The sequence below is a fragment of the Nitratiruptor sp. SB155-2 genome, from assembly GCF_000010325.1.
Classification (GTDB): domain Bacteria; phylum Campylobacterota; class Campylobacteria; order Campylobacterales; family Nitratiruptoraceae; genus Nitratiruptor.
In genome coordinates this window covers 319,930-343,821 of sequence record NC_009662.1, presented here as the reverse complement: position 1 = coordinate 343,821, position 23,892 = coordinate 319,930, and the positions used below count along the sequence as shown (strand labels likewise).

Below are 23,892 nucleotides of genomic sequence, written 5' to 3'. Positions count from 1 at the left end.
TATTGGATTTATAGTACGAGTATATACAGATATATACTTTTTGTCAACTTTTTTCGCTACCATATCTATAAAAAAAAGGCTTTATATGAGACTACCTGCGGAATGGGAAAAACAGAAGGCTCTTTTGGTAGCATATCCCCATGAAGAGAGTGACTGGTCTCCATATCTTGAAGAAGCAAGAGATTTCTTTAATGAATTTATCTCTATTGTTACTCACTATCAAGATGTCTATCTTATTACACAAGAGGACCTTCCTCTTCCCCCAACAAAGTACGATGTCAAAATTCTCAAAGCCCAAACAAACGATACATGGGTGCGTGATTTCGGACCTATCACGATATTTGAAAGTGATAGACCCAAACTTCTTGATTTCACATTCAACGGCTGGGGACTGAAATACCCGGCAAACTACGATAATCTTGTCAATCGAAAAATATTTCAAACCAAAAAGATAGGCTTTGTACTGGAAGGAGGCAGTATCGATTCCAATGGCGAAGGGCTGTTGCTTACGACAACATCGTGCCTTCTTGAAGCAAACCGGAACCCACACATGACCCAAGAGCAAATTGGAACCTACCTGCAGACTACATTAGGGGTAGACAAAATCTACTGGCTTGAACACGGCTTTTTGGATGGTGACGATACGGACGGCCATATCGATATGCTTGCTCGTTTTGTCGCTCCTGATACAGTTGTCTATGTGGAATGTGACGATCCAAAGGATATCCACTATGAAGCACTGCAAAAGATGAAACGGCAGTTCCAAAATTTTGGACTCAAAACCATTCCGCTTCCCTGGATAGCACCAAAATATTATGATGGCGAGCGTCTTCCGGCAAGTTATGCAAACTTTGTTTTCATCAACGATGCTATTATTGTTCCAACCTATCAAGACAGCAATGACGAAGTAGCTCTCAATCTCTTTCGCTCACTATTTCCAGATAGAGACGTTATAGCCCTCGATGCAAGTGTGCTTATTCGTCAACACGGATCGATACATTGCAGCTGCATGAATCTCTTTTGATATAATTTTGGACAAAGGAATAGCATGAGAGCAATAGTAGTTATATTTTTTCTCACTTTAGTTTTAAGCGCCAAAGAGACAATCCTCGTTTCTATACTGCCACAAAAATATATCGTTAATACATTGGCACCAGATTCCTTCAATGTTTCTGTTCTCATACCAAAAGGAGCATCTCCGGCTACATTTTCACTCAAGCCTTCCCAGGCAATGCTCATCAAAAAAGCAAAATGCTATTTTACAATCGGTGTTCCTTTTGAAAAAAGGTGGCTGAAAAAGTTTAAAGCAATCAATCCAAATTTAAAAATTGTCGATATGGGAGAGTATGTCCGCAGATTTCCTATGAAAGGCCACTACCATGAACATCATCACGAAGTTGGTCTCGATCCTCATATTTGGCTTGCACCTCCATATATGCAGCTGATTGGCAGAAGAACATTGCAAGAGTTATGTGCACTTGATCCGCAAAAATGCAGCCTGTATCAAAAAAATTTCCTTGCATTCACAGACAAAATAGCGAAAATCGATATGCAGCTGCTCAAAATGCTACAAAAGAGCTCACATAAAACTTTTTTAATTTTTCATCCATCATTGGGCTATTTTGCAAAAGTGTACGGCTTACGACAGATGGCGATCGAAGAAGAGGGAAAAGAACCAAAGATAGCACACTTAATGGAGATCGCAAAAAGAGCCAAAGAGCAGCATATCAAAACGATTTTCATAGAACCCCAGTTTCCAAAAAGAAGCGCCAAGTTTTTGGCAAAAAAGCTTCATGCTAAAATCGTTGTCATCGATCCTTTGGCATATAAGTGGGATACAAATATCATCTCTATAGGAAAAGCGATTGCACAAAGCCGTTGAGATTGAGCATCTTTGGTTTCGCTACCAAAACGAGTATGTTTTGGAAGATATCACTGCTACAATCGAAGAAAATGAATATGTGGCCATTATAGGGCCAAATGGAGGTGGCAAAACGACTCTTGTCAAACTCATTTTGGGTCTGCTCCAACCTACAAAAGGCAGCGTACGTATTTTTGGTCAGCCACCACAAAAAGTGAGCAACCTCATCGGATACCTTCCTCAACATATCAACTTCAATCTCGATATTCCTTTACTTGCAAAAGAGGTCATTCTACAAGGAAGACTCTATGCAAACAAACGTCGTTTTGATCAAAACGACTTGGAGACCCTCGATAAAGTTGCAAAGCAACTTGACATTCAAAATATCCTTGAAAAAAAGATTTCCCAACTCTCAGGTGGCCAACGCCAAAGAGTACTGCTTGCAAGAGCCATCATTTGCGATCCGAAAATTTTGATTTTGGATGAGCCGACAGCTTCGGTAGATCTACAATCGCAAAAAGAGATCTATCATCTTTTAAAAAATCTAAATCTTACCCGAATCGTCGTCAGTCATGATATCAACATCCTTTTAGAAGGCGTCAAAAGGGTCTTTTACGTCAATAGAAAACTATATGAGCATACGAACATTCCACTGAAAATCGATAAAAAAGATGGCCATTTTTGTGAAATGGAACTACTGGAAGAGCTCTATAGGAGCTGCAATGGGTGAATTTTTAGAGTTTTTCTCTAACTCTGTTGTCGCTTCATTGCTCATAAGTATCGCTATCGCTACCATTGGGTCCTTGATGCTCATCAATCGCTACAACTACCTCGCAGCGAGCATCGCACACGGTAGTTATGGAGGTATTGGAATAGCACTGTACTTTGGTACATCCATACTTTTTGGAGCCACTGTTTTTGCTCTTGCCTTGGCACTGCTGCTTGCCTATATCTCCTATACCCATCCCCAGCGTCAAGATATCTCAATCGGTGTCATCTGGGCTGCCGGAATGAGCATCGGTATCATCTTTAGCGATCTTACTCCCGGATACCATGTGGATCTTTTGGGATATCTTTTTGGTGATATCTTGATGGTTCCAAAAAGCGATCTTTGGTTCATGCTTGGAGTCGACATTGCGGCCACGCTCTTTGTTCTACTCTTTTTGCATCAACTGCTCCTGGTGGCGTATGACAAAGAATTTGCCATTTTGCGAGGAATACCTGTAAAAAGTCTCCATACCGCCACCTTGCTGCTTATCGCTTTAACGATCGTCATGAGTATCCGATCTATCGGACTTATTCTGGTCATCGCACTATTCAGCATTCCTCCCTATATCGCGGAAAAATACACGAAAAATATCACTTCCATGATGATCATGTCCGGATGTTTGGCGTTTTTGATGATGCTCTTAGGACTCTTAGCGGCTTATTATCTCAATATCTCGGCCACCGCTTCCATCATTTTGGTCGCATCCGCGTTTTATCTTGTAACTTTCATAAAGGTCAGACAATGAAAATAGCATGTATCCAGCAAAAATTTCACGGTTCCAAAGAGGCCACCATCCAAAGAACATGCAACATGATAGACCAAGCTGACGCTGAACTTGTGGTCTTACAAGAGCTCCACCAAGGCCCCTACTTTTGTCAAAGTGAAACAACAAAATTCTTCGATTTGGCAAAAGATTTTGAAAAAGATATAGCTTTTTGGCAAAACGTCAGTAAAGAAAAAGATATTGTTCTTGTGACTTCGCTTTTTGAGATGCGGGCTCCAGGACTCTATCACAACACGGCAGTCGTTTTCGATAATGGAAAATTGGCAGGAAAATATCGTAAAATGCACATTCCAGACGATCCTGGATTTTATGAGAAGTTCTACTTTACACCGGGTGATCTTGGATTTGAACCGATTGATACATCTGTGGGCAGACTTGGCGTACTGGTATGCTGGGATCAGTGGTATCCAGAAGCTGCAAGAATCATGGCCTTAAAGGGAGCGCAGATTCTTATCTATCCAACGGCTATTGGATGGTTTGATGAAGATAGCGATGAGGAAAAAAACCGCCAACTCGATGCCTGGATGACGGTACAACGTGCTCATGCAATTGCCAATGGATTACCGCTTGTAGCGGTCAATCGTGTGGGATTCGAAAAGGATGAAACAGGATGTTTGCGAGGTATTCGATTTTGGGGAAACAGTTTTATCTGTGGTCCCCAAGGGGAGTTTTTAGCTCGAGCCAGCAGTAACCAAGAAGAGATCTTGGAGGCTACGCTCGATATGGATCGAATAAAAGCAGTCAGAGATATCTGGCCGTTTTTGCGAGATCGAAGGATTGATTCGTATCAATGTTTATTAAAAAGGTATTGCGATGAAATTTGAGATAACTTCAATGAAAAAAGGCGAATGTGTAACGTTTACCAATCCTCCCAAAGCTTTTTTCGAAGCGGTTGGAGGAGTAGAAGGTATGAGAGATTTTATGTATAACTTCTATGATAAAATCTATGAGAGCGATATAGCCCACTTTTTTCCTCAAGATGAAGAGGAATTTGAAAAAGTGAAAGAGAAAAACACCCTCTTTTTCATTGCCATATGTGGCGGACCGAAACTATATGAAACAGATGAAGAGGATCTAAACGAATATATGGTGGAGTTTCATAAAAACTTCAGCATCGACGAAAAAGCGAGAATCGAGTGGCTCGGTACCATGCGTGAAGCCCTGGAAGAGCTAGATATTGACGAAGCATTGAAAGAAGCGTTTTGGGAGTATGTGGAGCGTTTTTCTAAACTCACCGTCAATAGATTCAATGAAGAGGGCTTTTACGATCAGGCCTTTAAAGCCCTTTGAAACGCTCAAACCACCAGCAAAAGGCAAAAAGAAGTCCGGGAGTTTTTGGTTTTGATTCATCATACATAAAATCTTTTGCCTCATCGACGGGAAGGTGGACAACTTCTATCTTCTCCTCTTCTATCCCTCCGCCTTCACTGATTTTTTGATCCACCTCAGCATAAAAAAGAGTCTGTTTGGATCCTGCAAACCCTACAGAAGTGTAAAAAGAAGTGATCTTTTCTAAAGATTGCACTTGATAGCCCGTCTCTTCTACTATCTCTTCTTTCGCTATCTCTACAAGACTTTTTTGTTTATCCACGATACCGGCGCACAACTCAAAAGTGTAAGGATAGCCATGCTGCATATAAAGTGCCGGTCGAAACTGCTTTACCAGTACAAAAGCCTCTTTTTTGGGATGATATAGCAAAACGGCCACACTATCGTGTGCCTTCACTGCCTCCCAGCTAAGCTCTTTACCATCTCGTTCATAGAAGATGCGAACCGGATGGATAAATTTTGGATCTCTCAAGGGTTCTATTCGTTTAATCATCTCAATGCACCAACATTACTTTGGCTAATCCTAAAAAGGCAAAGAAACCCACAACATCTGTTACAGTGGTCAATAGAACACTGCTTCCCACTGCTGGGTCTTGTCCGATCTTTTTCAAAAAAAGCGGTATGACCGCACCAAAGAATCCGGCAGCCAAAAGATTGATCACCATAGCCAGAGCAATCACTACTCCCAACAGATGATCATGAAACCAAACCCATGCGATGATACCCATCACAAGAGCAAAAATTGCTCCATTGATCAAAGAGACTAACGTCTCTTGCAGCAATGCCTTTTTCGCATTTTGCCAGTCTATCTCTCCAAGTGCGAGTTTACGAACAACAACGGTAAGGGTTTGCGTTCCGGCATTGCCACCCATAGAAGCAACGATCGGCATCAAAACCGCCAGTGCCACGTACTTTTGTATCGTCTCATCAAATAGACCGATCACAAATGAGGCAAGGATAGCCGTACCCAGATTGATAAAAAGCCACCAGGCTCTTTTTTTGGTAACCTCTTTGATATCACCCTCTTCTTCAACCTCATCTTCCACACCGGCTAGGTTATAGATCTGCTCTGTAGCCTGCTCTTCGATCAAATCGATCACATCGTCTGATGTGATACGTCCAAGCAGTCTCCCTTTTTCATCTACAACCGCCAAAACTGCCAGGTTATAGTCCTCAAATTTTTTGATAAGATCAGCTACCGGCTCATCTACCCGAACCGTAATCGGCTCATACCTTTTTTCATGCATGATGTCACTAAATCGTTCATTGAAATCGTAAAGAATCAAATCTTCAAGAGGAATAATGGCTTTGAGCACTCCCTCTTTGTCCACTACATATACCTGGTGGATATTGGAGAGTTCTCCTTCATCTTTTAGTTTTCGAAGCCGCTCAATCGCATCGGCTATTTTCTCATCTTCATACGCTTTATAGACCTCCGTTTGCATATAGGCACCGGCAGTCTCCTCATCATACGCACTGAGCTCTTCTATCTCCTCTTTGTACTCTTTATCGATATTATCAAGTACTTTTTGTTCGAGCGTTTCATCTATGTCTTCGATATCTTTGACGAGGTCAACCGCATCGTCGCTATCGAGCTCTTCAACCGCTTTTGCCAGTTTTTTGACAGAAAGCCTCTCAATAGCGATATCTTTAATTGACTCTGGCAGCTCCAACAAAACTTCACCAAGAACCTCTTCGGGAAGCTGGCGGAGTATCGTGTTGAATTCATCTGGATTCTCTGTAGCAAGGTATTTAAGATATGCCGCTATTTCACTTGGATGAAGGGTAATATCTTTTGATTTAAGCTCCGTTTGGAGTATTTGACCGATTTTGATCAATTCCGCCTTTTCCATCTTCCCCTCCTTTAAAATACTCGATCATCTCATGCGTCACACGTATGGTACGTGGCTGTTTTTGGCTCTGTATAAGTTTTTCAAGCTCCTCTTTGTACCGTTTCGTCATCGTTTTAAACATTTTCAGCCGCTTACCTTTCAATTTGCTTTTTGTAATCTTCACTACCCGCAAAGGATTGATGGCTCGACCGTTTTTATAGAGTCCAAAATGCAGATGGGGTCCCGTGCTAAGCCCTGTATTGCCTACAAGACCAATCAAGGAACCCTGTTTGACTCGCCTACCTCTTCGAACAAGTCGTTTTTGCAAGTGAGCGTACAATGTCCTATACCCATCTGCATGGGCGATAATGATCACATTGCCATATCCCCCTTTTCGTCCGGAAAAGATGACTCGCCCATTGCCAGCCGCATAGACATGGGTTCCTCTTGGCGCACCAAAATCGACGCCAAGATGAGCCCTGTATTTGTGTAATATGGGATGCCACCTTTTGCGGGTAAATCGTGACGTTATTCTTGCATGGCGTACTGGACGGATAAGAAAGAAGGTTTCTAGCTCCCTCCCTTTTTCATCGTAGTAACGCTCTTGATAATTGAACACATAATACTTTTTACCCAAAGCTTCGACGACTCCCGCTTTGATCCTTGGCATACCGAAAAAATCACCGAGTCTAAATTTTTGCTCATACAGAATCGCCAGTCTGTCACCGGAGTGAATGTTTCTGCAAAAATCGATAGGAGCGTTTCGAAATGCCCGAACAAACTCGCCGGCAAGCCGTCCGTTTCCTCCTGTCACCTTTTTGATCGCTAAATATGGCGAGCAATCCAGTTTCAAAGAAAATCCCTCTTCAACTTTTTGATAATGGATCGGTATAAGCTCGAAACGATACTTGTCACCATCTTTGAAAACATGGATCTGCAACTCTTCGTTTACAGGAATGAGTAAATGTAAAATCTGCCCATTTTGAGCAGTTGCATCGGTTTTTCTATCGCCATAATCCATTACTCGGTAATAGGTGACACCTGCTCTGATTTCACCTGTCAGCTCTTTCTCTTCGTCATCGAGATCGTAATAGAGCTTTGTGGGGATATTGTGTTTGATCAAATATCCAAGCAGTGTATCCCCACTCTCCCACACTTTTTTTTCTACTACTGCACCAAAAGTTATACCAAGAAAAAATAGTATGAGAATGAAATATCGCATGAAGCCTCCGACTCATAAATAAGGGTCTCATTTTATCTAAAAGAGACTTAAAAATATGCTACTTTTCTCACTCTTCTTACAACTTTATAAGGTAACTGTCGCTATTATATGAGACATTGAATGAAAAGGAGATGGCTCGTGATACGCTTTTGGATATTTTTGATGCTGCCTTTTGTACTTTTTGCCCAAATAAAATCGCAGATTGTTTCCGTATCGGAAAATGAAGCAGCTATAAAACCGATTGAAGCGCAAAAAGGGATGAGTGGAATTGTTGTACACCACTATGATGCCAAACACTCTACAATCGTTGCAAGAGCGGTATATGAGGGAAACGGAAAAATCCGCTTCATGGTGTATGATGCTTTAAAACAAGAAAATTTACCAAAACCGAAACTGACTCCAAAACCAGGTGATGAGGTGATTTTGGGCTATCTTTATGATAGAGCGACGATCGTGGCACCTGATCTTCTTACATTTCAGGCTGCACAATCACATATCGATGCAAACACTCAACTGCTCCATCCGGATCTTTTCTTGGCAGAACTTTCCAAAAATAAAGATCCTGCTCCAACGAAAGAGGATTTTAAACAGTTTTGTAACAAATATGCCGTGGGAGTGGTTTATATCGTTTTTGACAATATGATCCATAAAACGGACTGCTATACCATGCAGTCGTTACAGACTGTAAAGCTATCAGCATCTCCACAAAAAATCAACACGCCATTTTATTCTCGAATAGGGAAAGTGGAGACTTCCATTTTCAACTTTTTTGGAAGTAGCGAAATAAATGACTACAATGCATACTATCGATCTTTGGTGGTGCAGTGATGGTTGTCAAAGAGCATATCCAGGCCCTTGAAAAGCTAGTGGGCAAAGAGAATGTCAAAAGCGACAAGCCTCATCGTCTAGCATACTCGTACGATGCAACTAGAGAACATTTCAAACCCGATGTTGTCGTTTTTCCAAAAGATGAAGCGGATGTCAGTAAAGTACTGAAATACTGCAACGAACACAAAATCCCGGTAGTTCCAAGAGGTGCTGGGAGTGGGTTTACCGGTGGTGCACTCCCTGTTGGTGGAGGCGTTGTACTTGCTGTGGAAAAACATATGAACAAAATCTTGGAGATTGACACCAAAAACATGGTAGCCGTCGTACAACCGGGGGTAATCAACAAAGAGCTGCAAAAAGAGGTGGAAAAGCTTGGACTTTTCTATCCGCCAGATCCAGCAAGCCAGGACTACTCCACAATTGGGGGCAATGTTGCCGAAAATGCAGGAGGTATGCGAGCGGCAAAGTACGGCATCACGAAAGATTACGTTATGGCACTGCGGGCAGTCTTGCCAAATGGAGATATTATCAGAGCTGGTAAGAAAACGATCAAAGATGTGGCAGGATACAATATCGCCGGTATCTTAGTGGCAAGTGAAGGAACGTTAGCCGTTATCACAGAAATCACCCTCAAACTTTTAAGCAAACCAAAACTGACCAAAACGGTCATGGGTGTTTTCCCAACGGTTACAGAAGCGATGAATGCCGTCTACAAATCCCTAGCCGGTGGGGCCAGCCCAGTTGCTATGGAGTTTTTGGACAATTTAACGATTCGTGCCGTTGAAGAGAAGTTCCATAAAGGTTTGCCAGTTGAAGCCGGAGCGATTTTGATTAGCGATATCGATGGAAATGTGGAAGAGGAGATCGACTATCAAATAGGGCTCCTTGAAAAGTTTTTCAAAGAAAATGGTGCAACAGAGTTTCGTATCGCAAAAGATGAAAAAGAGGCCGCAGACATCTGGTTTGCCAGACGAAACGCAAGCCAAAGCATCACTATCTACGGAAGTAAAAAGATCAACGAAGATGTAACGGTCCCAAGAAGCGAACTCCCACGATATCTTGAAGAGGTAGATCTCATATCCAAAAAGTATGGGGTAAAAATCCCCTGTTTTGGGCATACGGGAGACGGCAACGTACACACAAACGTCATGGTGGATGGCAGCGATCCAAAACAGATAGAGATCGGTTATAAAGCAATCGAGGAGATTTTTGAAAAGACGATCGAAATCGGTGGAACACTGAGTGGTGAACATGGAATCGGCCTATCAAAAGCCCCATTCATGAAAATGGCATTTACCCAAGAGGAGATGAACCTCTTTCGAGCCATCAAAAAGGCTTTTGATCCAAACAACATCCTCAACCCCGGAAAAATGGGGCTTTAACCGTTAAGCAAACGACAACTGCTTATCGTTTGTAGGTTAAAGCGAGTTTGACGATGTGCAGAGCATAGCGATTGCACCGACAAACCCAGGGTACCGAAAGAGTGAGCGAAGTGAACGGGCCCAAGCAAACGACAACTGCTTGTCATTTGTAGCTTAAAGCGGGTTTGACGATGTGCAGAACGAAGTGAATGCACCGACAAACAACATCGGAAATTAGGAGTCGGGAATGTGTTCCTGATCACCTATCCAAGGATAACAGTTGAACAGATTAAAAGAGTTGATTAAAACCTTTTATGATCCCGATATCAGTCTGTATGCCGCATCGCTTAGTTTTTATACCATCTTTTCCATCGTTCCTTTGCTTTTGGTTTTTTTTACGATATTTACGAAACTCCCAAGCTTTTCTGATTATTATGGAAAATTGAAGCACTTTATATTTACCAGTCTCATTCCGACCCAGCAAGAAACCCTTTCGGCTTACCTGGACACTTTTTTGCAAAACAGCTCAAAGCTTGGCATCATTGGATTTGTTTTTGTTCTCTTCGCTTCCATTATGTTTTTTCAAAATTACGAATACATTGTCAACAAAATTTTCAAATCCAGGCCCAGAAGTTTTTGGGACTCTATCACCACCTATTGGACGCTTATGACACTCGCTCCTATCGGATTAGCCCTTTCATTTTATCTTTCTACAAAAATCCAGCATACGCTCAACAGCTATCAATACACAAACTGGATCGACTTTCTCTCCATTTTTCCTTATCTCATCATATGGGCTATATTTTTTATCACCTATAAAATCTCTTCCACCACATGGATCCATCCAAAGGCAGCTCTTTACTCCTCTTTTATAGCCTCACTCGTTTGGGATATCGGTAAAAATCTCTTTGTCTATTATGTAATTTATAGCAAAACCTATGCGACACTCTACGGCTCATTCAGTGCAATTTTGTTTTTCTTTTTATGGATCTACATCTCTTGGCAGATTTTTTTATACGGTTTGAAACTATGCTATTTGATAAATCAAAAATATAGCAGGAATGGCCACAATCAAGACAACTGCCCATCTGTACCAGATAGCCAGGAAAGAAGCAAAGATATGTAAAATGAGCAGCCACAACGGAAACTCTATCTTCATAACAGCGTGTGAACTGTATAAAAAGCCTAGCACTCCATCCAGTACTCCACCAAGTCCCACAACATGAAGCAGCAGCTCTACCGGATAAAAAAGAACAAAAACCATACTCAAAAGGGGTGCGAAAAACTGCATCAAACTAAAATGGTGAAAGATATAAAGTGACCAAGGCATCATGACCAGATACATCCAAAAATTGATCAAAACAAAAATCGCCACCTTGGAATAGCGGAAATGGTGTAAAAAAAGGTAGATATAAAATACGCCACTAACTGAGAGCCAAAATCCTATCGAAAACAAAAATTTGGGGAAAAGCGCTATAAGAACCAACACTACCCATAAAAGCGTCTCAAAACTAAGTATTTTCATATGTCTGGAAAACAGAAAAAATCCAAAAAGCAGCATACACAAAGACCGAATAAGTGAAGGAATCGTTCCTAAAAAAAGTGTATAGGAAATTGCTACAAAAATTGCAAAAGAAAAAGCATACGTATATAGATTTTTATAGGGAAAAAAGCGCTGCCACAGTGGTTTAAGGAGTATAGAAAAAACAAATGTAATAACTGCCACAATCAATCCAAGATGAAATCCACTGATTGCAACAAGATGGCTAACCGCAAAATCTGCTATTTTGTCTCTCAACTCCTTTTTCATAGGAATCGCCAGAAAAAGGGCACTGAAAAGCTCTTGAAAAAATGGATCAGTATGCTGAGAAGCGATAAATCTTTGAAGCTTCTCTTTCACAGAATCTGCCGGTAAGATCCGTAATATATAGCTTGGAGCGTAAAATCCTTGTAGAAACTTCCAAAAAGATGGTTTATGTTTTGAACGAAAAACGAGCAAAACAACTCTTCGACCATGCAGATCTTTCAGATCCTCCCTGCTCATCATATAAAACCTGTTTCCATTACTGTCTTGCATTTTCATAACCCAATGTCCCTGTTTTTGATACTGGTTGAGCACTATTGCTTTCGTAAAATGCTTTGAAGAATCGAAAAAGGTTTGATACTCTTTATAGAGTGAAAAAAGTTGATAGGAAAATAGCAGCAATAGAGCTACCAAGAGTATCACACGCTCTTTCTTGTCGACAAAGAGAGGAACGGGAGCAATCATCAAATAGGAGGGATCTCGATATTGGACTCTTTCATCTCATACTCTCGCACTGTCTCGGCTGCCTCTTCAGCGAATTTCACGTACTCTTTGTGGAAATAGAGCTTCACCACACCCGTTGGACCGTTTCTTTGCTTCCCTATGATAATCTCGGCTTCCTCAACGCGCTTCTCTTCAAAATTCACATCCACCTGTTTCCCCTCTTTTGCAGCCTCTTTCGCTTTCTCTTTAGCTTCTTTAAGTTTGTACACATCATCTCTGTACACAAAAAGAATAACATCCGCATCCTGTTCGATCGCGCCAGACTCTCTCAGATCACTTAGCATCGGCCGCTTGTCGTTTCTGCTCTCCAAAGATCTATTAAGCTGAGAAAGGGCGATAATAGGAATATCGAGTTCTCTGGCCAGCATCTTGAGACTTCTACTGATTTCACTGATCTCAAGATGCCTATCTTTATTGGAACTTCCACTCATAAGCTGCAAATAGTCGATAACGGCGAGCTCGATTTCTGGGTGTTGCGATTTGAGTTTACGAAGTTTCGCCCGAAGCTGATGGACATTGAGATTTCCTTCATCGTCGATGAAAAGCTTTCGTTTATCATAGTAATCACTGAGTCTGCTAATCTCGCTCCACTCGATATCGTTGAGATTTCCCACGCGAAGGCGCTGCAGGGGAATAGCCGCTTTGGCGCTGAGCATCCGGAGCATCAGCTGTTCAGCCGGCATCTCAAGTGAGAAAAAAACTACTCCCTTGTTTTGATCAAGAACAGATTGGGCAATATTGAGACTAAAAGCGGTTTTCCCCATAGATGGTCGTGCAGCGATGATGATGAGATCTCCTGGAGAGAAACCCGCCGTTTTGAGGTTTAGTTCATGAAAACCGGTATCGAGTCCTATAAGGATAGAGTTGCCTCGCTCTTTCATCTTCAAGAGATGCTGCAAAGTATCTTTCATAACTTGCGTCGAATCTTTAAAATCTTGCGAACTGGTCTGGGTTGTGATCTTGTAAAGTTTAGACTGTATCTCGTCAATCACATCTTCAACCGGCAAGTCCTGCTCGACTGTAATCTTTTTGATCTCTGTGGTCAAATGGACAAGATCTCGTTTGACCGCTTTTTCTTTGATCTCCTCCACATAAGCGCTTACATTGGCACTCAGTGGATTGGCAGCCAAGACTTCCAAAAATGCGGCTTCGTCAAACTGCTTTTTGAGCTCCAGCTTCTCTTTCAAAAACTCTTCATCAATAGGTTGATCTTCCCTGGCAAGCTCCTCCATCGCAGCAAAAAGATTCTTATGAAAAGGGTGATAAAAATCGTTTGGGGTAAGTCTTGCAGCCACATCTTCAAAAATGGCCGGATCAAAAAGGATAGAGCTTAGGACCGATCGCTCGATATTGAGATTGTACAGATGTGCTTCCATAAACTACTCTTTCTCCTTGGCCAACTTTTGCACCTCTTGCAAAAATCGATCCACCAGTTTGTTTTCAGGCAGTTTGGCAACAACCTCGCCTTTGACCATGATAAGACCGCTTCCTTTGCCATAGGCGATCGCCACATCGGCGTGTTTCGCTTCACCGATGGCGTTGACCACACATCCCATCACAGAGACATTGAGAGGCGTTTTGATATGTTTTGTTTTTTCTTCTACTTCGGCAACCGCCTTGACAAGGTCTGCTTCGATTCGTCCACATGTGGGACAGCTGATGATATTGAGCCCTTCACTGGCTCGCCCCGCATCTTTGATGATTGCCCGGCCTACTTCAATCTCCTTTTCCAGTTCCCCTGTAATGGAGACACGAATCGTATCCCCTATTCCCTCAAGTAACAATGCACCTATTCCAATAGCAGATTTAATCGTCGCATGAAAGACAGTTCCGGCTTCTGTTACTCCAAGATGAAAGGGATAGGGAACCAGTGGACGAAGCTTTCTATAGGCTTCCACGGTCCGCTCCACGTCACTTGCTTTCATACTCACTTTGATATCGGTAAAATCAAGATCTTCTAAGAGCTTAATATGATACAAAGCACTTTGTACCATCGCTTCACTGGTAGCCCCGTATTTTGCTTCGATCTCTTTTTCAAGGCTTCCCGCATTCACTCCGATTCGAATAGGAATATTTCGCTCTTTGCAAGCTTTTACGACCTCTTTTATCCGCTCTTTGCTCCCAATATTTCCGGGGTTGATCCGTATACAGTCGACTACTTCGGCTGCGATGAGCGCTAAACGATAGTTAAAATGGATATCGGCAACAAGTGGCAAAGAGGTTCGCTTTTTGATCTCTTTGAGCGCTTTTGCATCCTCTTCTTCCGGCACTGCTACTCGAACGATATCAGCCCCGGCAAAATGGAGTCTGTTTATCTGCTCAACCGTAGCTTCCACATCTGCAGTTTTGCTAAATGTCATCGACTGCACCGATATTGGGGCATCTCCACCAACTGCTACATCACCGACAAAAATCTTTTTTGTAGGATAGCGTTTCATTCTAGCCTTTTTTTGCTCTGATTATAGCACACTTATCCTATCTGAACCGGATCCATATCTACATCGCATAGGTCATTTTTGCACACATAGATGGCTTGTAACAGAGCTTTGGAAGATGAAGATCTCAAGAGAATATGATAGCGATATTTGCCGGCAATCTTTTCTATGGCATTTGGTCCATATCCAACGATTTCTATCTTTTCAAAACCTTTCAAACAAGACAATACCTGTTCCATCGCTTCTTTCACTTTTTTCTCGTTTTTGTGGGCGAAATTGAGTTGCGCCAAACGAGTAAAAGGCGGATAGAGATCTTTTCGCAATGCAAGCTCATCCTCCAAAAAAAGATCATACTCTTTGTATCTGTCAAAAAATGCTTCGTTTTTTGTCTGCACCAAAACGTTGGCAGACTCCTTTCTTCCTGCTCGTCCAGATATCTGAACAAAAAGCGATACCGCTCTTTCTCTTGCACGGTAGTCTGCCATCGCCAACACATAGTCGATGTCCATCACCACACTCAGTGCCACATCCGGATAGTCGTGCCCTTTGGAAAGCATCTGTGTTCCGACCAGAATGTCTATCTTTTTTTGGGCAAACTCCTTGATAAGCTTTTCAAGTTTTCTTTGCGTAGAGACCGCATCTTTGTCAAACCGCTCTATCCTCGCATACGGGAAATGTTGCTGCAATTCACTTTGAATCTGGGCAGTACCCAATCGTTTCGTAGAGAGTTCAGATGATCCACAGGATGGGCACTTTTTTGGAATGTACTCTTTGAAATTGCAGTAGTGACACTCCAATGCATGCTCGTCAAAATGCACACTCATTCCCACATCGCAGTAGGGACACTTCACCGCTTCACCGCACTCTTGACAGATAAGATACTTGAAATGGGCTCGTGTAGGTAAAAAGATGAGAGCCTGTTTTTTTTGATCAAGTACTTTTTGAAGCTCACCTAAAAGCTGTGACGATACGCCTTGAGAAGTATCGAAGATGAAACGCTTTTGCCCGCCAAAGTAGCTTCCTTTGAGACGGAAAGAGGGATAGCGCTTGAAACTGCTCACACTTGGCGTAGCACTTCCTAGTAAGACAGGTATATTGAGAGTTTTTCCCATATACACAGCGATATCTCTTGCATGGATTCTCGGTCTGCTTTGAGATTTGTAGCTATCGTCATGCTCTTCATCCACGATAATAAGCCCAAGATTTTTCAAAGGTAAAAAGAGCGCACTTCTTGGTCCTGCAACGACTTTGACTTTGCCTTCTCGTATTCTTCGCAACGTCTCTTCTCTTTTTTTCTTGCTAAGCCTGCTGTGCCAAAGAGCGACAGCCTCACCAAAAACAGCTTCGATGCGTTTGAGCATTTGGGGGGTCAGAGCGATCTCTGGCATCAAAAAGATGGCTTCTTTGCCCCTTTGCACAACCTCTTTCATCCAGGCCAGATACACCTGCGTCTTTCCACTTCCCGTGTCGCCAAAAAGAAGAGAAATACCTTTGTCTTTTGCAAACTGCAAAGCCTTTTGCTGTTTTGCAGACAACTTTACCTCTTTTGCATCAATATCACCACCACTCTCATATACCGCCTCTTTATCGAAAGGGTGAAAAAGCTGCAACGCTTCACTCAAATGGCACACATAATAGGTAGAAATAAACTGAGCAAGCTTGAGCTGTTCATGAGAAAAATAGTAGGAAGTACTACGCTCAATCTCTGCACACTCAAAAGAGGGTTCTTCCACTTGTTGTAATACAACACCCCTGTACATTTTCGATTTTACAGGTGCCTCAACAATATCGCCGATATGGAGCTTTTTATCAGACCGATACGTTAATGTAAGGGGTCGTCCAAGAAGCGCTATCTCAAAGAACTGCATCAAAAATTATTGCATAAAGAGTCTGATGTATTTGTTGGAACACAAGTAAATGTGCCATTGGATGGATTGTAAATAAATCGTATAATATCTCCACTTTTTAGTTTCGCTTCATAGGTTGTGGCGTTGATCTCGCGCCAATAACCACCATGAGTTTGATCAGGAGTACACTCGCCATTAAAAATGGCTCCGAAAAGGCATGTCCCATCATCCAATTTGTCTGGATAGGGATCTTTCCCTTTTAGTATGTTTTTTGTTTTTTCAACTTGCAAGGCGCTTCGTATTGCGGTCACTTTTGATTTGACGTTGGCAAGATCAGCTTGACGAATTCCTTCTTTCATTTTGGGAAGTGCCATGCTGGCCAAAATTCCTATAACTATGATGACAAAAATGAGTTCAATGAGTGTAAAACCTCGTTTAAAACTGATGAGTCTCTCCTTCGTCTAATACAAAAAGCGGTGCATCTGTAGCATTGCCGTCACGGCAAAAAAGATTGTATTTCCCTTTTTCACTTTTTTTCATAAATGGTTTGGCTTCTGCACCGCTTTGTACGCAGTTTTCAAAATTTACAGTCGTTTTATCGAAGTAGTCTGGAATAGAAACATACACTTCCAGACTCCTTTCATAAAACGTAGAAGCATTCCCGTCATTATCATCTTTGATGCTTCCATCTTTTCCTTCGCTAAGCGACTTGGACCAGAGGGAGTGCCCCACGGTCCGCGTCATCGTCGCTGCAAAAGATTTTGAGATATTCTCTCTTGCCTGTTGCTCTATTCCAAAATATCTTGGGACAGCAACAGCACCAAGAATACCGATAATGATGAGCGCAAAAATGAGCTCGATCATTGTAAAGGCATTTTTCATGAATTAAGATGACGGTCCCGCTAATACTTTGCCATTTGAATCAACAAGTTGAAAGGCAGGAGCATTAGTAGAATTTCCATCCCGACATGTAATTGCATAATCCCCTGGCATTACATTATCGTCTGTCTCTGCAATTGTTTTGAATTGAGTATTGTCATCACACTTACTTAAATCAACAGTAGATGCATCAATCTCTTGGGGGATATCTACATAAGCAGAGAGATTTTTTTCTGCATCTGACAAAGTTAATTTAGCTATTTTTCCAGATCCATCGTTCGCTATAGCTTTACTCCAAACGGCTGGTCCAACTGTTCGGTTTAATGTACCTACAAACGCCTTAAGTTTCCCTTCTCTTGCCTGTTCACTCACACCTACAAACTTTGGCAACGCTACTGCAGCCAAAATACCCAAGATCACGATCACGAAGATCAATTCGATCATTGTAAAACCACCACGTCTCATGACGACTCCTTTTGATTTTATTTTCGCAGGTCTTCCTGCTTGAGAAAATTATCTGATAGTTACTATTAAAAAGAGCTTAAGGTTCTATTTTTTTGATGAGTTCGTTGAGCTTTTTTTGAAGTTTGAAACATTCATAAGATTTTCTTAAGTATGCCTGGAGAAGATTTTTTATCGTTTTCGTATCAAGCTTCCCTTGATCAAGCTCCTTTTGTACATAATCGGCAAACTCTTCCTCCAAAGAGATCTCATACTCTTTGCCCTCTATCTTCAATGCGATTTTTTTCACGGCTATTCCATAAACTGTTCGATTTTTTTGATAATCTCATCTACTTCCATATTTTTTAAAGCTATTTCATCCCTGAGGCGTTCAATCTCTTTGTCTTTCTCTTCGTTAGCCGCCTTGCATGTCACAAGTTCCCTTCTTAGAGTCTCAAGCTCCTCTTGCATTCTTTTATATCGCTGCATCATCTCTTCGATTTTTTGAGAAAGTTTCTCTACCAAATCCATCTGCTCCATCAAAGCCCTTTTAAGTTTTGTTTAATTTTTGTATAATTATAACCAAAAAAAGGAGTCTCTTGGCAAAATTTGAAATGGCTGCTCCCTATCCGCCCGCAGGGGACCAACCTGAGGCTATCGAAAAACTCTCTCTTTCCATCAAAGAGGGAAACCGCTATCAAACCCTTTTGGGTGTTACCGGAAGCGGAAAGACCTATACAATGGCAAAGATCATCGAAAAACTGCAGATGCCGACACTCATCATGACACACAACAAAACATTGGCAGCCCAGCTTTTCAGCGAATTTAAACATTTTTTCCCAAAAAATCATGTGGAGTATTTCATCAGCTACTATGACTACTATCAGCCTGAGGCTTACCTGCCAAGACAAGATCTCTTCATAGAAAAAGACAGCTCCATAAACGATGAGTTGGAGCGCCTCAGACTCTCAGCGACTGCAAGTCTGCTTGAATACGACGATGTAATCGTCGTTGCATCAGTCAGCGCCAATTACGGGCTTGGCAACCCGAATGAATATCGAAAGATGGTTTTCAAGTTTGAAGAGGGAAACGAAATCGGCCAAAGAGAACTCCTCTTTCGTCTTCTTGAGATGGGCTACAAACGAAACGACAAGTTTTTTGATCGCGGGGATTTTCGCGTTAGTGGCGATGTAGTGGATATCTATCCGGCCTACTTCGAAGATGAAGCGATACGAGTGGAGTTCTTTGGAGATGAGATAGAATCTATCTACTATTTTGATCCGCTTACCAACAAAAAACTGCAAGAGCTGCACACGATCACTTTGTATGCTGCCAACCAGTTTATCGTAGGACAAAACAGACTCGCTGAAGCCATCAAGTCGATAGAAAAAGAGCTCGAAGAGCGACTGGACTACTTTTTGAAAGAAAACAGACTGGTGGAGTATCAGCGCCTTAAACAAAGAACGGAGTTTGACCTGGAGATGCTCGAGACCACGGGAACGTGTAAAGGAATCGAAAACTACTCAAGACATCTCACAGGAAAAAAGCCTGGTGAAACACCCTATTCTCTTATCGACTATTTCGAGGCCAAAGGACAACCCTACCTCATCATCGTCGATGAGTCTCATGTAAGTCTGCCACAGTTTCGCGGTATGTATGCAGGTGATCGAAGCCGAAAAGAGGTACTGGTGGAGTATGGCTTTAGACTCCCAAGCGCTCTGGACAACAGACCATTGAAGTTTGAAGAGTTCATCAACAAAGCGCCACACTACCTTTTCGTCTCGGCAACGCCGGGAGAACTTGAACTGGAGCTCTCCAGCGTTGTGGCTGAGCAGATCATCCGCCCGACAGGCCTGCTTGATCCTCTGGTTGAACTTGCTCCAAGTCGCCACCAGGTAGAGATTCTTCACGATGAGATCAAAAAAGAGATCGCCAAAGGCAACAAAGTTTTGGTCACAACACTAACCAAAAAGATGGCAGAGGATTTGAGTAAATACTACGCCGATCTTGGCATAAAGGTGCGATATATGCACTCCGAGATCGATGCGATCGAGAGAAATCAGCTTATCAGAGGCCTACGAAGAGGAGAGTTTGACGTACTCATAGGCATCAATCTTCTTCGAGAAGGGTTGGATCTGCCAGAAGTGAGCCTTGTAGCTATTTTGGATGCGGACAAGGAAGGTTTTTTGCGTAGTGAAACGAGTCTCATCCAGACCATGGGACGAGCCGCCAGAAATGCCGAGGGCCGAGTATTGATGTTTGCGGATAAAATAGAAAAAAGAGTCACGCTTGAGAGCCTGGAGGATCTAAAAGCGGTAGAAGACAAAATCACAGGTTCCATGCAAAGAGCCATTAAAACTACGATTGCCAGACGCCAAAAACAAGATAGCTTCAACAAAGCCCATGGCATTACGCCAAAAACCGTCAGCAGAAGACTGGATGAAAATCTCAAATCCGAAGATCTGGACAAACTCTACGAAAAAAGAAAAAAGATGGATAAACTTCCGGCTAAAGAGAAAGAGAAGATCATCAAAGAACTTCGCAAAGCGATGCATGAAGCAGCAAAAAAACTGGAATTTGAAGAGGCTGCAAGACTCAGAGACGAAATAGAAAAGATCAAAGCACTATAGGCTTAAATCTTTCCTCCTCTTCATCAAAATACTCTATCTCTCCGCTTTCTATCTTATAGTACCAGCCATGCACAAACAGGCTTCCCTCTTCGAGCCTCCTCAAAACTGCCGGATAGGTGAGCAGATTAGCCAGTTGGACAATTACGTTGAACCGTTCCGTGGCTCGTAACAAAGCCTCTTTATCTTCCTTTCCCACTTCTGCGATTGCTGCTTCTTTTGCCAGCTTTCCAAGTTGAAGCCACGTTTTTGTATGGATAAGCTCTTCACTTTGTGGGAGTTCTTGGTACAAGCTAGCGCATGCTCCACAGTGACTATGGCCTACGACGACGATATCTTGAACGTTCAGTACACTCACCGCATACTCGATAGCCGCAGCCGTTCCATGAAAGTCCGCATCCGGTTTAAAAGGGGGGATAAAATTGCCTACATTTCGAAAGATAAAAAGATCACCCGGCTTTGCACCCGTTATGAGATCAGGAACCACCCGAGAATCACTACAACCTATAAAAAAAGTTTTTGGTTGCTGACCATTTTTGACGAGCTCCTCAAAAAGCTCTTCATATTTTTTAAAATGGATCTTTTTAAACTCTTTATAGTTTTCTATCAGCCTCTTTACATCCATAAATCACCTCCCAGTAATCAAAATTCTACCTTTTTTTGATAAAATCGGACTAAAGCATTTACGAAAAACAAAAGGGATTGCATGAACCTGAAAGATCCGAAACTCTATATCAACCGAGAGCTCTCCTGGCTCAAATTCAACACGAGAGTTCTCGAAGAGGCGCAAGATAAAAACAATCCACTTCTTGAACGATTAAAATTTATCGCAATTTACGGTACGAACCTGGACGAGTTTTACATGATTCGCGTAGCCGGGCTTAAAAAACTCTATAAGTATCGTATATTGGAAACCGGTCCGGACAAAATGACCCCTTTGGAGCAGCTTCAAGCCATCAGAAACTACTTGCATACGGAAAAAAAATCTCTTGAAAGCACTTTTTATGAGATTATCGATGCATTGAAAAAAGAGGGACTGTATCTTAAAAATTATAATGAACTGAGTAGCGAAGAACAAAAAGAGATCGATAAATTTTTTTATAGCAATCTCTATCCGGTTATCATACCAATTGCGGTGGATGCGACCCACCCTTTTCCGCATCTGAACAATCTGAGTTTCGCTTTGGCACTCAAACTGGCCGATGCAAACAATCCAAACGACATCAAATACGGCCTTGTTCGGATCCCCCGTGTACTGCCCCGTTTCGTGCAGCTAGGCGAAGCGACATACATCCCTATCGAATCCATCGTACAAGCCCATATAAACTCTTTGTTTCCTGGTTACAACACACTCGCAAGTACACCTTTTCGTGTTACCAGAAACGCTGATATCGAGATAGAAGAAGAGGAAGCGGACGATTTCATGGAGCTTTTGGAAGAAGGGTTAAAACTTCGAAGAAAAGGTGAGATCGTTCGTCTAGAGATCGGAGCCAATGCAGACGAAGATCTCATAGCTTTTTTAAATGAACATCTCCATATCCACGGGGAAGATATCTACCGACATACAATTCCACTCAATCTTGCAGGTTTATGGGAGATTGTCAGTAACAAAAACTTTCCTCATCTACTTTTTGAGCCGTATACTCCTAAGATTTTGCCACCTTTGGATTCAGGAGAACCCATTTTTTCCATTATCGATCATGAAGATGTAATGCTCTATCATCCATACGAAAGTTTTGATCCAGTAGTGAAGTTTATCTCTGAAGCGAGTAAAGATCCAAATGTGTTGGCTATTCGGATGACCTTGTACCGCGTCGGAAAAAACTCCCCCATCGTCAAGGCTCTCATAGATGCAGCCGAAAGCGGTAAACAGGTAACGGCCATGGTGGAACTCAAAGCGAGATTTGATGAAGAGAACAACCTCATCTGGGCCAGAGAACTGGAAAAAGCCGGAGCTCATGTTATTTTCGGAATCCCAGGATTTAAAGTCCATGCAAAGATAGCACAAGTTATCAAAAAAGATGGAGACAGACTCAGGCAGTATGTACATCTTGCTACGGGAAACTACAATCCCCAAACAGCTAAAATTTACACTGATGTGAGCCTATTTACCGCTCAAAAGGCAATTGTGGACGATGCAACAAAATTTTTCCATTTTCTCACCGGATTTAGCAAAAAGACAAAACTGAGCACACTCTATATGTCTCCGTATCAGATCAAACCAAAGCTACTGCAGATGATCGAAGAGGAAGCAAAAAGGGGGCAAGAAGGTCATATCGTCGCAAAAATGAACTCTTTGGTCGACTCCGATATCATCGTCGCACTTTACAAAGCGAGTATGGCCGGAACAAAAATCGATCTCATCGTCCGGGGTATCTGCTGTCTACGGCCGGGTATAGAAGGAATCAGTGAAAATATCCAGGTCATCTCCATCGTCGGCAAATATCTGGAGCATGCCAGGATCTTCTATTTTAGACATGCGAAACCGCAAGTTTTTATCTCCAGTGCCGACTGGATGCCAAGAAATCTGGAGCGAAGAATAGAGCTTATGAATCCTATTTTTGATCAAGATATTGCCGAAAGGCTCATTGAGATACTGAACATTCAGCTTAAAGACAATGTCAAAGCACGGGTACTTTTACCTGACGGCAACTATATTAAAAAAACGCCCGAACCCAACAAACCGCCTATCGATTCACAACGGCTGATGGAAGAGTATGCTAAACTGCTTCACTCCACACATCAAAAGAACAGCACTTCAAAAGCCAAAAGGCTCGCTAGAAGATTACTAAAGGAGAGTTGATGCTTTTACGGTACAAAGAGTGGTTCCCAACAAAAGATGAAGGAACGTGGATCGCACCCGATGCAACCATTATAGGAAATGTCACCATGGGCAAAGATGTATCCATCTGGTTTGGATGTGTGGTACGAGGGGATGTACACTATATCAAAATCGGTGATCGCACCAACATCCAGGACCTCACCATGATCCATGTTACCCACTACAAAAAAGCGGATATGAGTGACGGCTATCCAACTATAATAGGAAACGATGTGACGGTGGGTCATCGAGTGATGCTCCATGGTTGTACTATTGAAGATGCCTGTTTAATCGGTATGAATTCAACGATTTTAGACGGAGCGGTTATAGGAAAAGAGTCTATCGTCGGTGCGGGAGCTTTGGTGACTGGTGGAAAGAAATTTCCTCCAAGAAGCCTGATACTCGGAAGCCCCGCCAAGGTAGTACGGGAACTGAGTGAAGAAGAAGTCGCTGAATTATATGCCAGCGCACAACGGTATGTCCATTTCAAAAATGAGTACATCAACTCTATATCATAAGGAATTATTATTATAAAAATAAGTTTTGCT

At 42.2% G+C, this 23,892-nt stretch carries 23 protein-coding genes and 2 pseudogenes; 12 read left to right on the top strand and 13 right to left on the bottom strand.

The annotated features are described in order from the left end of the window. Positions 1-85: 85 nt before the first annotated feature. The 6 genes from NIS_RS01905 to NIS_RS01880 are packed head-to-tail and all read left to right on the top strand — an operon-like array spanning position 86 to position 4,704. Positions 86-1,024, top strand: coding sequence for an agmatine deiminase family protein (locus NIS_RS01905; RefSeq protein WP_012081728.1), 939 nt, complete (start codon positions 86-88; stop codon positions 1,022-1,024). Between the two features lie 24 nt (positions 1,025-1,048). Continuing rightward, on the top strand, positions 1,049-1,882 hold the full coding sequence (locus tag NIS_RS01900) for a metal ABC transporter solute-binding protein, Zn/Mn family (protein ID WP_012081727.1): 834 nt from the start codon (positions 1,049-1,051) through the stop codon (positions 1,880-1,882). Next, positions 1,866-2,591 (top strand): metal ABC transporter ATP-binding protein, encoded by a 726-nt coding sequence (locus NIS_RS01895; RefSeq protein WP_012081726.1) that lies wholly within the window; start codon positions 1,866-1,868, stop codon positions 2,589-2,591. The genes NIS_RS01900 and NIS_RS01895 overlap by 17 nt, the downstream gene beginning before the upstream one ends. Continuing rightward, positions 2,584-3,375 (top strand): metal ABC transporter permease, encoded by a 792-nt coding sequence (locus tag NIS_RS01890; RefSeq protein WP_012081725.1) that lies wholly within the window; start codon positions 2,584-2,586, stop codon positions 3,373-3,375. Before NIS_RS01895 ends, NIS_RS01890 begins: the two co-directional genes overlap by 8 nt. Further along, positions 3,372-4,238 (top strand): carbon-nitrogen hydrolase, encoded by an 867-nt coding sequence (locus tag NIS_RS01885; RefSeq protein WP_012081724.1) that lies wholly within the window; start codon positions 3,372-3,374, stop codon positions 4,236-4,238. The genes NIS_RS01890 and NIS_RS01885 overlap by 4 nt, the downstream gene beginning before the upstream one ends. Then, complete coding sequence (locus NIS_RS01880; protein ID WP_012081723.1) at positions 4,228-4,704, top strand: globin; 477 nt, start codon at positions 4,228-4,230, stop codon at positions 4,702-4,704. Before NIS_RS01885 ends, NIS_RS01880 begins: the two co-directional genes overlap by 11 nt. Here NIS_RS01880 and NIS_RS01875 read toward each other — a convergent pair. From NIS_RS01875 to NIS_RS01865, 3 genes are read right to left on the bottom strand one after another with little or no spacing between them, the layout of a single operon-like run. Further along, on the bottom strand, positions 4,691-5,236 hold the full coding sequence (locus NIS_RS01875; protein ID WP_012081722.1) for an NUDIX domain-containing protein: 546 nt from the start codon (positions 5,234-5,236) through the stop codon (positions 4,691-4,693). The genes NIS_RS01880 and NIS_RS01875 overlap by 14 nt on opposite strands. A gap of 1 nt (position 5,237) precedes the next feature. Continuing rightward, positions 5,238-6,596 (bottom strand): magnesium transporter, encoded by a 1,359-nt coding sequence (gene mgtE / locus NIS_RS01870; RefSeq protein WP_041353961.1) that lies wholly within the window; start codon positions 6,594-6,596, stop codon positions 5,238-5,240. Next, a complete protein-coding gene (locus NIS_RS01865; RefSeq protein ID WP_012081720.1) occupies positions 6,544-7,797 on the bottom strand; it encodes a peptidoglycan DD-metalloendopeptidase family protein in 1,254 nt (417 codons plus the stop codon). Before NIS_RS01865 ends, mgtE begins: the two co-directional genes overlap by 53 nt. A 138-nt stretch (positions 7,798-7,935) precedes the next feature. On the opposite strand from NIS_RS01865, the gene NIS_RS01860 reads away from it, so the two are divergent. From NIS_RS01860 to NIS_RS10180, 3 genes are all read left to right on the top strand, one after another. After that, positions 7,936-8,625, top strand: coding sequence for a plasminogen-binding N-terminal domain-containing protein (locus NIS_RS01860; protein ID WP_012081719.1), 690 nt, complete (start codon positions 7,936-7,938; stop codon positions 8,623-8,625). Beyond that, positions 8,625-10,007: an FAD-linked oxidase C-terminal domain-containing protein gene (locus tag NIS_RS01855; RefSeq protein WP_012081718.1), complete on the top strand. Its 1,383-nt coding sequence runs from the start codon at positions 8,625-8,627 to the stop codon at positions 10,005-10,007. The genes NIS_RS01860 and NIS_RS01855 overlap by 1 nt, the downstream gene beginning before the upstream one ends. A 259-nt stretch (positions 10,008-10,266) precedes the next feature. Beyond that, complete coding sequence (locus NIS_RS10180; RefSeq protein ID WP_012081717.1) at positions 10,267-11,112, top strand: YihY/virulence factor BrkB family protein; 846 nt, start codon at positions 10,267-10,269, stop codon at positions 11,110-11,112. Here the strand turns inward: NIS_RS10180 and NIS_RS01845 are convergent. The 9 genes and pseudogenes from NIS_RS01845 to NIS_RS01805 form a co-directional block, all read right to left on the bottom strand. Further along, entirely contained in the window at positions 11,014-12,213 is a 1,200-nt protein-coding gene (locus tag NIS_RS01845) for a ComEC/Rec2 family competence protein (protein ID WP_158297265.1), read from the bottom strand. The genes NIS_RS10180 and NIS_RS01845 overlap by 99 nt on opposite strands. A 41-nt stretch (positions 12,214-12,254) precedes the next feature. Beyond that, complete coding sequence (locus NIS_RS01840; RefSeq protein WP_012081715.1) at positions 12,255-13,670, bottom strand: replicative DNA helicase; 1,416 nt, start codon at positions 13,668-13,670, stop codon at positions 12,255-12,257. Between the two features lie 3 nt (positions 13,671-13,673). Beyond that, positions 13,674-14,735: pseudogene (gene ispG, locus NIS_RS01835) on the bottom strand (flavodoxin-dependent (E)-4-hydroxy-3-methylbut-2-enyl-diphosphate synthase); the annotation flags it as partial. A 29-nt stretch (positions 14,736-14,764) separates the two neighbouring features. Beyond that, entirely contained in the window at positions 14,765-16,597 is a 1,833-nt protein-coding gene (locus NIS_RS01830; protein WP_012081713.1) for a primosomal protein N', read from the bottom strand. Beyond that, positions 16,597-16,950, bottom strand: coding sequence for a hypothetical protein (locus tag NIS_RS01825; RefSeq protein ID WP_012081712.1), 354 nt, complete (start codon positions 16,948-16,950; stop codon positions 16,597-16,599). The genes NIS_RS01830 and NIS_RS01825 overlap by 1 nt, the downstream gene beginning before the upstream one ends. Before the next feature lie 61 nt (positions 16,951-17,011). Then, positions 17,012-17,458, bottom strand: a complete 447-nt coding sequence (locus tag NIS_RS01820; protein ID WP_012081711.1) for a type II secretion system protein — start codon at positions 17,456-17,458, stop codon at positions 17,012-17,014. A 3-nt stretch (positions 17,459-17,461) separates the two neighbouring features. Then, positions 17,462-17,920 (bottom strand): type II secretion system protein, encoded by a 459-nt coding sequence (locus NIS_RS10425; protein WP_012081710.1) that lies wholly within the window; start codon positions 17,918-17,920, stop codon positions 17,462-17,464. Between the two features lie 76 nt (positions 17,921-17,996). Continuing rightward, complete coding sequence (locus NIS_RS01810; protein ID WP_012081709.1) at positions 17,997-18,206, bottom strand: hypothetical protein; 210 nt, start codon at positions 18,204-18,206, stop codon at positions 17,997-17,999. 2 nt (positions 18,207-18,208) lie between these two features. After that, the gene (locus NIS_RS01805; RefSeq protein WP_041353959.1) at positions 18,209-18,436 is read right to left on the bottom strand and encodes a hypothetical protein; all 228 of its coding nucleotides are present in this window, start codon (positions 18,434-18,436) and stop codon (positions 18,209-18,211) included. Between the two features lie 59 nt (positions 18,437-18,495). On the opposite strand from NIS_RS01805, the gene uvrB reads away from it, so the two are divergent. Further along, a complete protein-coding gene (gene uvrB / locus NIS_RS01800; RefSeq protein ID WP_012081707.1) occupies positions 18,496-20,526 on the top strand; it encodes an excinuclease ABC subunit UvrB in 2,031 nt (676 codons plus the stop codon). On the opposite strand, the gene NIS_RS01795 is transcribed toward uvrB, so the two are convergent. Further along, positions 20,513-21,148 carry a carbonic anhydrase gene (locus NIS_RS01795; RefSeq protein ID WP_012081706.1) on the bottom strand — a complete coding sequence of 212 codons (636 nt, stop codon included), beginning with the start codon at positions 21,146-21,148 and terminating at the stop codon, positions 20,513-20,515. The two genes, uvrB and NIS_RS01795, sit on opposite strands and share 14 nt — an antisense overlap. Before the next feature lie 66 nt (positions 21,149-21,214). Between NIS_RS01795 and NIS_RS01790 the strand changes: the two are divergent. Beyond that, positions 21,215-23,326 (top strand): annotated as a pseudogene (locus tag NIS_RS01790) (RNA degradosome polyphosphate kinase); the annotation flags it as partial. Next, a complete protein-coding gene (locus tag NIS_RS01785; RefSeq protein ID WP_012081704.1) occupies positions 23,326-23,862 on the top strand; it encodes a gamma carbonic anhydrase family protein in 537 nt (178 codons plus the stop codon). The pseudogene NIS_RS01790 and the gene NIS_RS01785, both read left to right, overlap by 1 nt. Positions 23,863-23,892 lie beyond the last annotated feature (30 nt).